Genomic DNA, 15,008 nt, shown 5'->3' with positions numbered 1-15,008 from the left:
CGGACTGATCGGCTCTGTAAGATATGCGGGCCGGATAGGCGGTCCGCAGCAATATTCGCGGATCTGCAGGGTTGAGGGAGAGATTTCACGTGTTCAAAGAACTGCGGCGCAGCTTTCTTGAGTTTCGTCAAAGTTTCGATGGGCTCCCTCTGGCAGGTCCGCGGCTTGTCGATCGCGAGGGCACCCGCATCGGTTATCTTGAGCGCCTCGTCGCAACCGGGAATGCGCTGCGCCTCGAAGGTTGGGCAGATGCCGACGAAATCCTTGTCGAGGGCAACGCCGATGTCGTCCGGATCGAACCTGATCTGGCCCGCCCCGATGTCAGGGCACATCTGGGAGACGGTAGCGATCTTCTGGGCTTTGCGGTGACGCTGCCCGGATCGCCGGATCGCATAATACTGCGGCGCAATGGCGAGGATTTGCGCTTTACGCTGCCCAAAGCCGATCTGTTTTCGCGGATGATGGGCGAGACCAAGGTCGTCTGGGCTTTTTCCCGGCTTTGCTTCAGGATTGCGCCCGATATCATGCTGTGGGTACGGACGCGCGACCCGAATGTCCGGCAGCGTATTGTCGCGGCGATCCGCTCTGAGCGACGCTCGCGACCGAGGCTGAACCCCTCATTTCTGGACGGAAGCGGATGGGAAGAAACCGGGCAGACGCCTGTTACCATCATCATGCCGGTTTATCAGGGTCACGATCTTATGGTGCAAGCAGTGGACCGGGTGCGCAGGCATACCGATTTACCCTGGCATCTGGTTGTTATCGACGATGCCTCACCCGACAAACGGATCGGCCCCTTTCTGGACCGGCTTGCGAATGAGCTCGGGCCGGACCGCATGACATTGCTGAGCAATCCGCAAAACATGGGCTTTATCGGGTCCGTGAATCGCGGTTTCGACATCGCCCGCGAGCGAGGCGATCATGTCGTTTTGCTGAACACCGATGCTTTCGTTTCCGAAGGTTGGGCCAGCCGTGTGCTGGCACCAATCCTTGCGGACCCGTCGATCTCATCCGTTACGCCGATGTCCAGCAATGCCGAGATCGCCAATATTCCGGTGATCTGCACCGCTTTCACGCTGAATGAGGGTGAGGCCGATTCAATGGATCAGGTGGCGCGTCGCCTGTCGGGCCCTGAAGCCATCGCTGATGCGCCGACCGGTGTGGGGTTCTGCATGGCGATGAATATCGACATGCTGCGCCGCATACCTCAATTCGATCCGGCCTTCGGCAAGGGCTATGGCGAAGAGGTCGACTGGTGCCAGAGAGCCATCCGCGAGGGTGGGCGAAACGTGCTGAATGCGGGCGTGTTCGTCGAACATGTCGGCGGTCAGTCCTTCGGCAGCGAAGCGAAGCGGCAGCTCATACAGGAGAACTCGGCCCGGATTACCCACCGCTATCCGGAATATGACCAACAGGTGCAGGACTTCATCAAGCATGACCCGCTGCGCACGCAAAGATTGGCGGTCGGCCTTTCGCTTGCAGCCAGACGTGTCGCGGCGAAGGGCGAGAAACTTACTGTCATTCTAGGCCATGCCATGAGCGGAGGCGCAGAAACCTATCTGCGCCAGCGTGTTCACATGCGCGTTCGGCAGACCGGCTTCGCGGTCGTTATCCGGGCCATGCCCGGTGCAGCATGGCAGATGGAGTTGCATAGCACCGTCGGAACCACCGTCGCATCTACTCAGGATATCTCTGTCATCGAATCCATTCTGGAATTCGGCGGTCCTCTTGGACTTGTCTATTCCTGCGGCGTCGGCGGCGGAGACCCTCTGGCAATTCCCGATTTTCTGGCACGGCTTGGCAGGCGATCCGGCAATACGCTTGAGGTGGCTTTCAACGATTTCTTCCCGATCAGCCCGTCCTATACGCTTCTGAACCGTGACGGTACTTATACCGGGGTTCCGGACCGGAACTCGACCGATCCGGCCCATTCCTATTTGCGGGCTGACGGATCCTCTATTCCCTTGACCGTCTGGTCGGATCACTGGGCGGCGGCGATCTCGGAGGCGGACAAACTAACGGTGTTTTCCGAAAGTTCGGCCGAGATCGTGCGCACGGCATGGCCGGATAAGGCTTCGCACATCCAGATTCGTCCGCATATGCTGCCTCATAGTATCGCTCCGATGGATATCGGGACGAAATCCGGCAAGCCCGTGATCGGCGTTCTGGGCAATATAAGCGGACCCAAAGGCGCGCAGGTTTTGCAGGATCTTTCAGCCGAACTCTCCCGACGCCGGGCGGGGAGGTTGGTGCTGATCGGCAATATTGACCCGAATTTCAGCCTGACCGCGCCTTCAGCGGTGCATGGCAGTTATGACCTTTCCGATCTGGGCAGGATCATGCGCAAATACGGAGTGTCACGCTGGTTTCTGCCCTCGGTATGGCCCGAAACCTTCTGTTTCGCCGTGCATGAAATGATCGCTACCGGTCTGCCGGTCTGGTGCTTTGATCTCGGAGCTCAGGCCGAAGCAGTACGCAACGCAGTTTCAAAAGGACGGCGCGGCGGGATCGTTCCGCTCACCGATGGCCGCTATTCGATGGATGAACTGATTTCTCGACTGACAGGCCCCGATAACCAAACCGGCATCCCCACCGACAGCAAGAACCCTATGTCACACTACTGATTGTGCTCAGCCGCTTACCGCAGCATTCGGGAACCCCGCACAAGGTTAACCGTTGGTTTCGATGCCATGCGGGCAAAGAATTCTTCATAACAATAATGCATCAGGCATGAATATTTATGATCTCTACTGATAATCCCATCGTTTTTTTGCATATCCCTAAAACTGCCGGACAGACCATCCACAACCGACTGGTCAAACTTGTCGGCGGTCCGGAATATGTGTCCCCGATCCGCGTCCATATTCAGGCAGGGGACTGCGATCAGATGCCCGCTGGTTACCGTCTGTATTCCGGCCATCTGGACTGGACACAGCTGGATAAACTGCCGAAGGACAGGTTTGCCTTCACCGTTCTGCGCGACCCTAAAGAGCGGATCGCCTCGTTCTATTTCTATCTCATCAAGGATGCCCACGCCCTGTCCTCCGAAGAGCTTGCGCAGCCTATCAATCTGGGCATGCGAAAGGCGCTTGAGGAAACCCCCGATGAATATTTTTTCGGAGGCGATGCTCAATGGCAGAAATTCATCCTTGATCACTACGATAATTTCTATTGCAGCTATTTCGCCAGCAGGCTGATGCGGGGACGAAAAATCCTTGCTGGTTTGGACAATGATGAGATCCATCAACGCGCTATGGCGGGGCTTTCCGATTTGCAGGGCGTCTACTTCACGGACCGGCTGGATCTGTTGGAAGCGGATATACGGCGAAACTTCGGCGCGAAAATCGCCCTGACCCGCATCTTCGTCAATGCAGGCGATCATGAGGCGGGCGCGAAACGGTGGCCCAAGCTGGCAGCCGCAATGGAAAGCGACCGTAATTTAGCGCGCCTAGAGAGCTTTGCAGAGCGTGACGAAGCGCTGATCGCAGATCTGAAGTCGCGGCTGTCCTCTTAAAATTGCGGAATTTTATCGCAAATTTTTCTTTCGGCCAGGCTCTTCGCGTCGTAGCCACTTGTATATGCTGCCAGTACTGAAAATTGGGTAAACGGCACCTTGTTGCATGGGTCGCTGATTTCGGCGAGAAAGTGCGCTCTGTTGTTTTGATGGTAGCGTGCGATGCCGCATAAATTCAACGCTGATCGCCGCGACAAGTTTCCCAAGACGAGATACGCGGTGACCAATTGGTCGGATTACAACGAGGCTTCCCGCCGATTCTGTGGAAAAACGCGTTGCCATCGGGGGCCTTTTGGACCGTTTCCTTCGGGTGCAAGCCTTTCTGGTGTCAGGCTTTTCGCGGATGCTGCGGTGCAGGAAAGATCTTGGCGAGTTTGCGGAGGTTCTGGGCGGTGGCGGCAAGGAGGAATTCGTCGTTCGCGCCGCAAGGTCCCCTTAGCCGCAGGCGCCCCAGCCCGAGGATGCGTTTCAGATGAGCAAACAGCATCTCGACCTTCTTGCGGAGCTTCATCGAGATTTCGTATTGGCGGGTCTTGGCGATGTCCCGGGCGATCTGGCGCGCATCTTCGTGTTCCTCGCGGGTGATTGATCTGGCATCGGCGTTCGGGCAGCACTTCTGTTTCGATGGGCAGGGCTGGCAGGTCAGTTTCAGTGCGCGGTATTTGGCGGTTCCCTTGCCAGTCGGGCCGCGGTTCGGGTCCGAATAGTTGCGGCGGAACTGTTTGAGCCTGTGACCTTCCGGGCAGATGTATTGATCGTTCTCTGCATCCCATTCGAAGTCTGCCCGGGTCCAGGTGCCGTCATTGCGCCCGGACTTGTCGAAGACAGGGATATGCGGGGCAATGCCCCTGTCGACCAGCCAGCCCAACATCGGTCCGGTGCCGTAGGCGGTATCCGCGATCAGGCGTTCAGGATGCAGGTCGAACTTGTCTTTCACCCTCTTCAGCATGGTTTTGGTTGATCCGACCTCGGCCTGCCGGATGGATCGTGTCGCCTCGACATCGACAATCACGCCATGATCCGTGTCGATCAGGTAATTGTCGGAATAGCTGAAGAATGCCGGACCTTTGCGCGCCGCCGTCCATTGGCTGGCCGGGTCGGAATGTGAGGTGAATTTCGGATGGACCTCGCTGGCGGCGCCAAATGCGGCCTTGTCCAACGTGTCAAGGTATTCGCGCACGGCGCGGGGCGCATCCGAGGGGTCTATCAGCGTTGCATCCCAATCTTCCTTCGCTGTCGAGTTCTGCTTATTGGCATCCGCCTCGATCAGGCTGGCATCCACCGCCAGCCGCTGCCCGCTGACCAGCCCCTCCTCGATGCAGCGCGTGACGGTCATCTCGAACAGATGCCTCAGCAACTCGCTGTCGCGGAACCGCCCGTGCCGGTTCTTCGAAAACGTCGAATGATCCGGAACCCGGTCGCTGAGATCCAGGCGGCAGAACCAGCGATAGGCCAGATTCAGATGCACCTCTTCGCAAAGGCGCCGCTCCGAACGAATGCCGAAGCAATAGCCAACCAGCAGCATCCGGATCAGCAACTCGGGATCGACAGACGGCCGGCCGGTGTGGCTGTAGAAATCCGAAAGATGCGCACGGATGCTGCTGAGATCGACAAACCGATCAATGGACCGAAGAAGATGCTCCTGAGGAACATGATCCTCCAGTGAGAACTCGTAAAACAGCGCCGGCTGCGCCTCCTGCCGCGGTCCCATCATCGCCAATCCTCCCACCCATTGCAGGAATTGAATCAGCCAGATGCCCTTCAATCAAGCACGAGTTTTTCAACAAAATAAGCCGTCGCGGGGACGTGACGATCTGGATCGAGGATGGGACTGCCGGGAAGTGGTCAGCGCCGAAACGAAAGGGTCGCGGGGGCCGGCCGAAATATTCGGACTTCGCGATCGAGACCTGCCTGACGCTGGGGCTGATCTTTCACCAGCCGTTGCGCCAAACCCAGGGGTTCGTCCGGTCGCTACTTGGACTGATGGGCGTGGAGTTGCCGGTTCCAGACTTCTCGACCTTGTCGCGGCGCACGATTGGCCTTTCGGTCGTGGACGACAGGCCGAAATCATCAGGCCCAGTCACGCTGATCGTGGATAGCACGGGCCTGAAGATCCACCGTGGTTCAGGCTGGCAGGAGGTCAAACATGGCACGGGAAAGACCCGCAAATCCTGGCGCAAACTGCACATCGGATACGATCCTGATAGCGGCGAGATCATCGCCTCGCTGCTGACCATAGACCAGGTCGGCGACGAAACCGCGTTGCCTGAACTCATCGCCGGGATCGAAACCCCGGTGGCCCGCATCCTTGCTGACGGAGCCTATGACGGGACCGGGGTTTCCAACTGCTTGAGCGAGGCTTTCGGACCCGATGTCGAGATCACCATCCCCCCGCCGATCACCGCAGTCCCTGGCCTGAGCGATAGGCGCGACGCTCACATAGAGCATATCGCCGAGCATGGCCGAATGGCGTGGCAGTCAGCAACGGGGTACAATGCTCGAGCCCTCGTCGAAGCCCAGATCGGGCGCCGCAAGTTCGTCATCGGCCCAAGGCTAAACGCCAGGGAAATGGACCGCCAAATCACAGAAAATAAGATCACCACAAAATCACTCAACCGCATGACCCGCATCGGTCGTGCGGTCTTCAAACGTGTCGCATAGATTCAAGGGGAAAGGCGCGATTGCGTCCGAAGGCTGACCCATGCAACAAGGTGCGTTGCACGCAGCAGCCATGCCCGCGCCAGACATTGGTAACAGACCGTTAAACTTAAGGTGTCTTCAAAAATAAGCCGAACTCACTGCAATAAAGCCGAAATTCAGCCACAATGACTTATGGTTATCGAATAAACTGGCATTCACAACAGGAGGATGGATATGAACGCGCCCGATCTGACCGCATTTACACCCGAAGCCAAGTTCCGACCCGTCGATGAGCTGCTGCCCGAACTGATCGGCATTGCGGCGCTGTCAGAGGATGACCGTTCCCGCATCTCGGCCCGCGCCGCCGATCTGGTCCGCCGCATCCGTGCCGAGGACAAGCCCACGCTGATGGAGCATTTCCTGTCCGAATACGGTCTGTCCACCCGCGAAGGCATCGCGCTGATGTGCCTTGCCGAGGCCATGCTGCGCGTCCCCGACAAGATCACGATGGATGCGCTGATCGAGGACAAGATCGCGCCGTCGGACTGGGGGAAGCATTTGGGCGAGGCATCCTCCAGCCTCGTCAACGCCTCGACCTGGGCGCTGATGCTGACCGGCAAGGTGCTGGACGATGACCAGCCCGGCGTGGTCGGCACACTGCGCGGCGCGATCAAGCGTCTGGGCGAGCCGGTGATCCGCACGGCCGTCAACCGCGCCATGCGCGAAATGGGCAAGCAATTCGTTCTGGGCCAGACCATCGCCGAGGCGTTGAAAAACGCGGCAGAGCAGGAAAAGCAGGGCTACAGCTACAGCTATGACATGCTCGGCGAAGCCGCGATGACCCGCGCGGATGCCGACCGCTATGCCAAAGCCTATGCCGACGCGATCAGGTCGATTGCGAAATCCTGCGACAAGGCTTCGATCCGCGAGAATCCCGGGATTTCAATCAAATTATCGGCACTGCATCCCCGTTATGAGGTTGCGCATGAAGACCGCGCCATCGCCGATCTGGTGCCGGTGGTGCTTGATCTCGCCCGCGCCGCCAAGGCTGCGAATATGGGGATGAATATCGACGCCGAGGAGCAGGACCGGCTCGTCCTGTCCATGAAGATCATCGAAGCCGTGCTGTCCGATCCTTCCCTTGCTGGCTGGGACGGGTTCGGCGTCGTCGTGCAGGCTTACGGCAAACGCGCCGGGATGGTGATCGACTGGCTGCATGGGCTTGCGGAAAAACTGGATCGCCGCATCATGGTCAGGCTGGTCAAGGGCGCCTATTGGGATACCGAGATGAAACACGCGCAGGTGCTTGGCCTGCCCGGTTTCACGCTGTTTACCCGCAAGGTAGAAACAGATGTTTCTTATATCGCAAATGCCCGGAAGCTGATCGGTTATGCCGACCGCATCTATCCGCAATTCGCCACCCATAACGCCCATACGGTGGCGGCAATTCTCGAAATGGTCGGCGATATCGACTATGAGTTCCAGCGCCTGCACGGCATGGGCGAACGCCTGCACGAAATCATCCTGAAAGAGGCCGGAAACCGGCGCTGCCGCATCTATGCCCCGGTCGGCGCACATCGCGACTTGCTGGCCTATCTGGTCCGCCGCCTGCTGGAAAACGGCGCGAATTCATCCTTCGTGCATCAGATCGTGGATGAGGACGTGCCGCCGGAAGAGATCGCGCAGGACCCCTTTGCTCAGCTTGCGACTGCCGCCCCGCCCGCGCTGCTGGAACGGCCCGAAAACATCTTCGGTCCCGAGCGCAGGAACTCGCGCGGCTTCGACCTGACGGATGAGACCACGCTGACCCGCATCCGCATTGCCGCGCCCGCGCAACTGGCCGATGCCGCTCCGATCACGGTGTCCGAACCGTCCGGCACCGCCCGTCCGGTCAGAAACCCGGCCACCGGCGAAACCGTGGCGCAGGTGACCGAGGCCGATGCCGACACCGCCGCCCACGCCATCGCTGACGCCGCCCCTTGGAACGCCACAGCAGCCGAACGCGCGGGCATACTGCGCCGCGCCGCCGATCTTTACGAAGAAAACTTCGGGGAAATCTTCTCTACTCTGCATCTGGAAGCCGGGAAATCCCTGCCCGATGCAGTCAGCGAGTTGCGTGAGGCGGTGGATTTCCTGCGCTATTACGCGCTGCAAGGCGAAAATCGCGACGACGCGCCGCGTGGCATCTTCACCGCGATCAGCCCGTGGAACTTCCCACTGGCGATCTTCACCGGCCAGATCGCCGCTGCCATGATGGGGGGCAACGCGGTGCTGGCGAAACCCGCCGAACAGACCCCGCTGATCGCCGCCGTCGCCACCCGGCTGCTGCACAAGGCAGGCGTGCCGGTTCATGCGCTGCAACTTCTGCCCGGCGATGGCGGGACGGTTGGCGCGGCGCTGACCTCTGACGCAAGGATCAATGGCGTCGTCTTCACCGGCTCGACCGACACGGCGAAAATCATCGCGAAGGCGATGGCCGAAAACCTCGCTCCCGGCACCCCGCTGATCGCGGAAACCGGCGGGCTGAACGCGATGATCGTCGATTCCACCGCCCTGCCCGAACAGGCCGTGCGGGATATTGTTGCCTCCAGCTTCCAGTCGGCAGGTCAGCGATGCTCGGCCCTGCGCTGTCTTTATGTGCAGGAAGACGTTGCGCCGCAGATGATCGAGATGCTGAAAGGCGCGATGGACCAGCTTGGCATCGGCGATCCGCGCGATCTGTCAACCGATGTCGGCCCGGTCATCGACGCCGAGGCGCAGGCGGATATTTCCGGCTATATCGACGCGCAAAGCGGCAATCTTCTGCATAAGCTCGCCGTGCCTGCGCAGGGAAGCTTCGTGCCGCCAACCTTGCTGAAAGTGAACGGCATCGACGATCTCGAACGCGAGGTCTTTGGCCCCGTCCTACATCTCGCCACCTTCAAAAACCGGGATCTGGAAAAGGTGATTGCCGCTGTGAACGCGCGGGGCTTCGGACTGACCTTCGGCCTGCACACCCGCATCGACAGCCGCGTGCAAGAGATCGCGGATGCTGTTCATGCCGGCAATATCTATGTGAACCGCAACCAGATCGGCGCGATTGTCGGCAGCCAGCCCTTCGGCGGCGAGGGTCTGTCAGGCACCGGCCCCAAGGCGGGCGGGCCGAACTACCTGCCCCGCTTCTATGCTCCGGCCAGCCCTTCCGCGAAGCCCGGCGGCTTCGGGGGCAAGGCCGATATAAAAGCGCTGCAAAAATCGCTGGCGGATGCGCTCGAGCGCGACATCTCGGAAACAATAATGCCTGGTCCAACCGGAGAGCTTAACCGCCTGACAACCGTCACCCGCCCGCCGCTTCTCTGCCTCGGCCCCGGCAAGCAGGCGGTGGCGGCGCAAGTTCAGGCCATCGAAGCGCTTGGCAGTCACGCCGTCGCGGTAAACGGAGACCTCGCCCCGGACGCGCTGACAACGCTTGACGGTTTCTCCGCCGCGATCTGGTGGGGAAATGAGGATCAGGCTCGCGCCTATGCGCAGGCGCTTGCGTCCCGCCACGGAGAGATCAAGGCCTTGATCACCACCCTGCCCGACCTCGCCCATATCGCCCATGAAAGGCATCTTTGCGTGGATACGACTGCGGCAGGCGGCAACGCGGCGCTGTTGGCGGGGTAAAAGGATCGTCTGCGGGACGATCCCTGCCTTGCAGGCGTTGCGGCAGGGACCGGGATCAGCTTGCCAGCCCCATCTGGGGCTCTTCCTCGCGCAGATGGTTGATGCGGCGCGAATACCGCGCCTCATTGGTGATCTCGACAAGCCAGCTTGCAATCAGATGAGGCGCAGTCGGGCCGATATGCAGACCCGGCTTTATCTCATTGGCGCTCAGAGCCTTCGCGGCAAGCGCATACATCATGGATTGCAGCCTGAACCGGGCGAATCCGTGGATTCCGCCGCGATCATCCAGCACCCATTCCTTGTGCCATCTTGTCTTGCCGTTCTGCTCGGCCCGAAGCGACACCGACAACACGACCCGATCCGCCTCGCCCGGTGCGAAAGGATGTTCCTCCCACAGCTCTTCCGCAAGACGCGCCAGAGCATTCGTTTCCTTGCCGGTCTGCCGGATGCTGTCGAAGACCGAGGCCCAACCTTCATTCCATCCTTTCAGCCGGATCGCGCCCCGCTCTGCGGTGGACAGGGTCCAGGCCGGGTCGAAGCCGTAGGATTTCAGATAGGGATCAATGTCGTAATACGGATAGACCTGATGCCGCTCAGGGGTCGGCAGGTTCAGATCATAGGCGCGGATCACGTCGAAGGGGAACTCTGCTCGCTTTGTCTGGCCGTCCTCGATCCATGATGTCGGCGTGGCCAGAGAGTTCAGCAGCGATAGCGGGGAAATATTGAACTTATGCCGGAAGTTATCGGGATGTTTCGGCATTCCGCCACCATAAGAGGTGAAATGCAGCACATCTTCCGGTTCGGCGTTCTGGCTGTAATCATTCACCAGATCCCGCGCCATCAGATGGTCGATACCGGGAACCATTCCGACTTCGGACAGGACCGACAATTCCTTTTCCGCCGCAGAGGAGACCGCTTCCGTAAGCTCCGGCGAGACATGCCAGCCCACCGCAAGATGCGCTCCGCGATCCATTGCAAGCCGCGCGACCGCCAGATCGGTGGGTCGCGGCGCGATGATAATATCGCCCGGCTCAACGGCTTTCCATAATGCTTCAGGCTCGTATCTCCGCTGAAGCTCTGGCGAAACGCCGGCAAGAGGCGGGTCATCTCTTGTCCAGACGCGCAGATCGGTTCCATCTCCGATCAGCTTGTTGATTCCGAAAAGCGCATCAACGCCCGCATGAACCCAGTGAGTCGTCGTCATGAAAGATCCTTTACATGTCGGTCGAAAACGAGTTTTGCCCGGCCCCAGGCGCCGTCCTCTGGCTGATCCAGCATCTTCAGCAGGGGCAGAAGCTGAGCGGCGAAGTCCTGCGACGCCTCCAGCGGCAGCATTGAGGGCAGGTTGTCGATCGCCATCACATCCAGCGGCGGATCAGAGGCAACGCGGATCACCGGATCCTGCCAGCTTGTCACCCGGTCATAGACCCGCACCGGATTGAACTCACTGCCGGGATCGCAGGCCACATCACCGATCACGCGCAGCACCCGCATCGGCTGGACGGCGCTTTCCGGCACCAGAACCGGGCTATCCTTATGTGCGAGAATTGCGTTGATGAACAGCTCATGTTCCAGAATTTCGGGGAAAGCGGTGCGGTCCCGGGTTTCCTCAATGTCCCATTCGGTAACGCGGCATCCCATACTCACCAGAAGATCATGCGCACCGCGCCCCACCCGGCCCTTTGCCCCGACGATGATCGCATGCGGTCGCGGAGAGATAACCGCATCGAGATCGGCCCGAAGCTCTGTCATCAGCGTATTCTTATCGCCAAACGCATGAACCGGCCCGCAAAACTCACCGCGCTGCTGAGCTGCCCAGGCTTTCAGCGAAACAGCGGCACCCACGAAACCGGCCCAAAAGCCGAACGCGGCAAGCCGTCTTCCGTTTTCATCGGTCAGATATTCCAGATCATATAAGCGCCCGCCGCCATCCCGAAAGCGGCGCAGCAAGTCCTGTGCGCCCGTTTGACCCTTGAAAGCATGGCCGAACATGACGTGCCTGTGACGCAGAGGCGTCCCGTCATCGGGCAGTTCTTTCAGCCCAAGAATAAACGCATCCTCAGCCGCGTTCTCCCAGCTTCCGGCAGGAGCGATGGTCGCACCTGCATCGCGATATGCCTCATCCGGGAAGACGCGATCAGCGGATTCCTCGACCGTTACGTCAAATCCGGACGAGATCAGGTCCTTGACGCCATCGGGTGTGACTCCGGTCCTGTCCTCATTCGGACGGGTTTCGCTGCGCACCCAGATTTGCGTCATGCTTATGGCTCCTGCGGCAGTTTATCGGCAATCTCGTAATAGTCGCCTTTATGTGCCGTGAAAATATGTCTGCTAAGTGTCATTTCCGTAGGTTCGTCTACAGTACCTGCCGAAACAGCGATTTCATCGGCGCGATCCCGTCTCCAGAACAGAGAACTTCCGCAAATTCCGCAGAAGCCGCGCTGCGCGAAATCCAAGGAACGATACCACCGCACATTCTCGCGACCGGTGATCCGCAAATTTATTGTCGAGATGAAGGCCCAGATATGGCCGGACCAGCGGCGGCATTGTCCGCAGTGACATGACACCGGCGCTTCGCAGGTCTCGGTGCGAAAACGCACCGAACCACACAGGCATCCTCCTGTAATTTCTCGTATTTCTGAAGACATCACTGAAAATCTCCTGAAAGGCCCGGGCATTCGTCCCGGAGCATGCCTCGGGCCGGTGAATCTCGGTCGGCTGGACGCCGGACAACTATCCGGGGTCCTTCAGCAACGATATCACAACTTGGAGCCGATTCGATGCTGCAAGAGAGACGCGGCGTTTCAGTGGGGCGGAGCACGCAGAAAGATTTTGATTCTGTAGACTTGGAAAATCCTGCAACCGTCAACGTATGCAGACATCCCGTCCGTCCCTGACAATCGTTGCAGCACCGTCGGCGATCGAACGCGATCTGGGTGACGGGCTGCGTGCGTCTCGTGTTTTGGGCGATGGCAGCAACGCCGCAAGACGTGCCGCCTGAACCGCGTCCAACCGGTCGGGCGTCGTCCCGAAATGATAGGCCGAGGCTGCCCGGATCCCGAAAACGCCCGGGCCGAACTCTGCCACGTTCAGATAGACTTCCAGAATGCGCCGCTTCGACCAGACCATCTCGATCATCGGCGTCATCACCGCCTCAATCGCCTTGCGCGTCCAGCTTCGGTCCTGCCAGAGATAGACATTCTTAACGACCTGCTGGCTGAGGGTCGACGCGCCGCCATTGCCGCCCGACGCGATCACCCGCCGGATTTCCTGCATATCGAACCCCCAATGCGAGCAAAAATTTGCATCCTCTGCCGCCACAATCGAACGGCGCACCACCGGGGGAATGTCCTCAAGCGCGGTCCAGCGACGGTCAAAGATCGGATATTCGCGTGAGGCCTGAATGATCGTTAACGTTGTCGGCGGATTGAAAACTGAAAACAGCAAGACCAGCAGGAAAGCCAGCAGAAGCAGCCTGATTGTGATCCAAACAATCCAGGACCATACCCACCCCATCAGGGAAAAACGCCGTCGCGGAGGGACCGGAACGGCGTCATCCATCATGCTCTGATCAGGTGGGCGACGCATGGGCACGCAGTGTCATGCCCATACGCCTTACGTCAAGCCAGGCCGTGCATTTCCCAGCCAAGCCGTCGCTTTACGCCGTTTCAGATCCCGGCGATGCGGCCTTCGCATCGGCAGGAACAAGCGGAGACTGGGTTCCCGAAAGCGCTTCGCGCAGCTTCTCTTCGTCTTCCTTGGAAAGCGAGGTCTGGATGACCCGACCCCGCTTATGAAAATCGGAAATCCGGTCCAGTACCTTATCCCCGGTCATCTCCCGCACAAGAAGAAATACCGCCGAGCCGCCCGGTGTGACCTTATGACCGACCTCCCGCATGAAATCGTCGTTAATACCGTAATCGCTCAGATAGCCCGCCAAGGCCCCGGATCCTGCCCCAACAGCCGCACCGACCAGCGGATTGAGGAACAGCAGACCAACCAGTGTGCCCCAGAACGTGCCACCCACGGCGCCCGCTGCGGTGAGATTGAGCGTCTGATGAAGCTGAATATCGTCAGCTTCGGGGCGGGTGACGACAACCGCATCCTCAAGCTGAATAAGATACTCGCTCTGAAGTTTTACCAACTCGGCACGAAGCTCAAACCCCGAGGCTTCGTCATCGAAAGCTATTACCAGAAGATCCGACATCATTCATCCTTTCAAGAAGCTGATCCGTGATATTCGCGCCCGCCAGAAAGATCCGTTCAGGCTCTTAACCTGTCAACCGGATATAGCGACAAGGGTTCCGCTGGACAATTCGCCGCAGGATCGCTTTTCTTATGATAACGGTACAGGAGAGCGGAATGGATCTGGGCATCAAAGGTAAACGAGCGCTTGTCTGCGCGGCATCCAAGGGTCTGGGGCGAGGCTGCGCCGAGGCACTTGCGGCGGAAGGGGTCGATCTTGTCATCAATGCACGTGGCGAAGAACAACTGCACGAAACGGCCGCCGAAATCGCCGCCCGCTATGGTGTCGAGGTTACGCCTGTAGCCGCCGACATCACCACGGAAGAGGGACGTGCCGCCGTTCTCGGCACCGCCGGCCAGATCGACATTCTGGTAAACAACGCCGGAGGCCCACCGCCCGGACATTGGCAGGACTGGTCGCGCGCCGATTTCATCAAAGCGCTTGACGCCAACCTTCTGACCGCAGTGGCCCTGATGCAGGCAACGGTTCCGCATATGATTGAGCAGCGCTGGGGACGGGTGGTCAACATTACTTCCGCAGCGGTCCGGTCGCCGATAGCGGTACTTGGCTTGTCGAACACCGCGCGAACCGGACTTACCGGTTTCGTTGCCGGCATGTCCCGGGACGTTGCAAAGCATGGTGTAAATGTGAACAACCTCCTTCCAGGTATTCACGCAACCGATCGCGCTGACAGCCTTGATTCCGCCGTGGCGGATGCAGAGAAAATATCCATCGAAGAGGCAAGAACGCGCAGGCAGTCGGGCATTCCTTCGGCTCGTTACGGCGAGGCCGCGGATTTCGGTGCCGCCTGCGCGTTTCTTTGCAGCCAACAGGCGAAATTCATTGTTGGGCAGAACCTCCTGCTTGATGGCGGTGCACTTAACGTATCGATTTGACTGTCGAGGCACTCCAGACCCTGCGCATCTGTCGTCAGCGTGTTCGAACAATAAAGTCACCAACCTT

11 protein-coding genes are annotated in these 15,008 nt (G+C 59.4%); 5 read left to right on the top strand and 6 right to left on the bottom strand.

Translation table 11 applies throughout. The annotated features are described in order from the left end of the window. Positions 1–89: 89 nt before the first annotated feature. The gene (locus PAE61_RS16390) at positions 90–2,624 is read left to right on the top strand and encodes a glycosyltransferase (protein WP_271113405.1); all 2,535 of its coding nucleotides are present in this window, start codon (positions 90–92) and stop codon (positions 2,622–2,624) included. Positions 2,625–2,740: 116 nt separating this feature from the next. Further along, a complete protein-coding gene (locus PAE61_RS16385; protein WP_271113404.1) occupies positions 2,741–3,514 on the top strand; it encodes a sulfotransferase family 2 domain-containing protein in 774 nt (257 codons plus the stop codon). Positions 3,515–3,842: 328 nt separating this feature from the next. Here PAE61_RS16385 and PAE61_RS16380 read toward each other — a convergent pair whose 3' ends face one another. After that, entirely contained in the window at positions 3,843–5,228 is a 1,386-nt protein-coding gene (locus tag PAE61_RS16380; RefSeq protein WP_271112107.1) for an IS1182 family transposase, read from the bottom strand. 5 nt (positions 5,229–5,233) lie between these two features. Between PAE61_RS16380 and PAE61_RS16375 the strand changes: the two genes are divergently transcribed. Beyond that, positions 5,234–6,175: an IS5 family transposase gene (locus tag PAE61_RS16375; RefSeq protein WP_434803137.1), complete on the top strand. Its 942-nt coding sequence runs from the start codon at positions 5,234–5,236 to the stop codon at positions 6,173–6,175. 213 nt (positions 6,176–6,388) lie between these two features. Then, a complete protein-coding gene (gene putA, locus PAE61_RS16370) occupies positions 6,389–9,799 on the top strand; it encodes a bifunctional proline dehydrogenase/L-glutamate gamma-semialdehyde dehydrogenase PutA (RefSeq protein ID WP_271113403.1) in 3,411 nt (1,136 codons plus the stop codon). Between the two features lie 55 nt (positions 9,800–9,854). On the opposite strand, the gene PAE61_RS16365 is transcribed toward putA, so the two are convergent. The 5 genes from PAE61_RS16365 to PAE61_RS16345 form a co-directional block, all read right to left on the bottom strand. Next, positions 9,855–11,003, bottom strand: coding sequence for a saccharopine dehydrogenase C-terminal domain-containing protein (locus PAE61_RS16365; protein ID WP_271113402.1), 1,149 nt, complete (start codon positions 11,001–11,003; stop codon positions 9,855–9,857). Continuing rightward, positions 11,000–12,058, bottom strand: coding sequence for a saccharopine dehydrogenase (locus PAE61_RS16360; protein WP_271113401.1), 1,059 nt, complete (start codon positions 12,056–12,058; stop codon positions 11,000–11,002). The genes PAE61_RS16365 and PAE61_RS16360 overlap by 4 nt, the downstream gene beginning before the upstream one ends. A gap of 2 nt (positions 12,059–12,060) precedes the next feature. After that, positions 12,061–12,447 (bottom strand): GFA family protein, encoded by a 387-nt coding sequence (locus PAE61_RS16355; protein WP_271113400.1) that lies wholly within the window; start codon positions 12,445–12,447, stop codon positions 12,061–12,063. A gap of 217 nt (positions 12,448–12,664) precedes the next feature. Further along, complete coding sequence (gene mtgA, locus PAE61_RS16350) at positions 12,665–13,363, bottom strand: monofunctional biosynthetic peptidoglycan transglycosylase (RefSeq protein ID WP_271113399.1); 699 nt, start codon at positions 13,361–13,363, stop codon at positions 12,665–12,667. A 94-nt stretch (positions 13,364–13,457) separates the two neighbouring features. After that, a complete protein-coding gene (locus PAE61_RS16345) occupies positions 13,458–14,006 on the bottom strand; it encodes a DUF1269 domain-containing protein (RefSeq protein WP_271113398.1) in 549 nt (182 codons plus the stop codon). A 155-nt stretch (positions 14,007–14,161) separates the two neighbouring features. On the opposite strand from PAE61_RS16345, the gene PAE61_RS16340 reads away from it, so the two are divergent. After that, positions 14,162–14,941 carry an SDR family oxidoreductase gene (locus PAE61_RS16340; RefSeq protein WP_271113397.1) on the top strand — a complete coding sequence of 260 codons (780 nt, stop codon included), beginning with the start codon at positions 14,162–14,164 and terminating at the stop codon, positions 14,939–14,941. Positions 14,942–15,008: the final 67 nt, after the last annotated feature.

The sequence above is a fragment of the Paracoccus aerodenitrificans genome (genome assembly GCF_027913215.1).
Lineage (GTDB): Bacteria > Pseudomonadota > Alphaproteobacteria > Rhodobacterales > Rhodobacteraceae > Paracoccus > Paracoccus aerodenitrificans.
The sequence above is the reverse complement of the archived record's forward strand: the minus strand, read 5'-3'. Positions and strand labels throughout refer to the sequence as shown.

Excerpts from the sequence above, each read along its gene's own strand:
- PAE61_RS16340 (WP_271113397.1), top strand. The coding sequence starts at position 14,162 with ATGGATCTGGGCATCAAAGGTAAACGAGCGCTTGTCTGCGCGGCATCC.
- mtgA (WP_271113399.1), bottom strand. The coding sequence starts at position 13,363 with ATGATGGATGACGCCGTTCCGGTCCCTCCGCGACGGCGTTTTTCCCTG.
- PAE61_RS16365 (WP_271113402.1), bottom strand. The coding sequence starts at position 11,003 with ATGACGACGACTCACTGGGTTCATGCGGGCGTTGATGCGCTTTTCGGA.
- PAE61_RS16355 (WP_271113400.1), bottom strand. The coding sequence starts at position 12,447 with ATGTCTTCAGAAATACGAGAAATTACAGGAGGATGCCTGTGTGGTTCG.
- PAE61_RS16360 (WP_271113401.1), bottom strand. The coding sequence starts at position 12,058 with ATGACGCAAATCTGGGTGCGCAGCGAAACCCGTCCGAATGAGGACAGG.
- PAE61_RS16380 (WP_271112107.1), bottom strand. The coding sequence starts at position 5,228 with ATGATGGGACCGCGGCAGGAGGCGCAGCCGGCGCTGTTTTACGAGTTC.
- PAE61_RS16385 (WP_271113404.1), top strand. The coding sequence starts at position 2,741 with ATGATCTCTACTGATAATCCCATCGTTTTTTTGCATATCCCTAAAACT.
- PAE61_RS16345 (WP_271113398.1), bottom strand. The coding sequence starts at position 14,006 with ATGTCGGATCTTCTGGTAATAGCTTTCGATGACGAAGCCTCGGGGTTT.
- putA (WP_271113403.1), top strand. The coding sequence starts at position 6,389 with ATGAACGCGCCCGATCTGACCGCATTTACACCCGAAGCCAAGTTCCGA.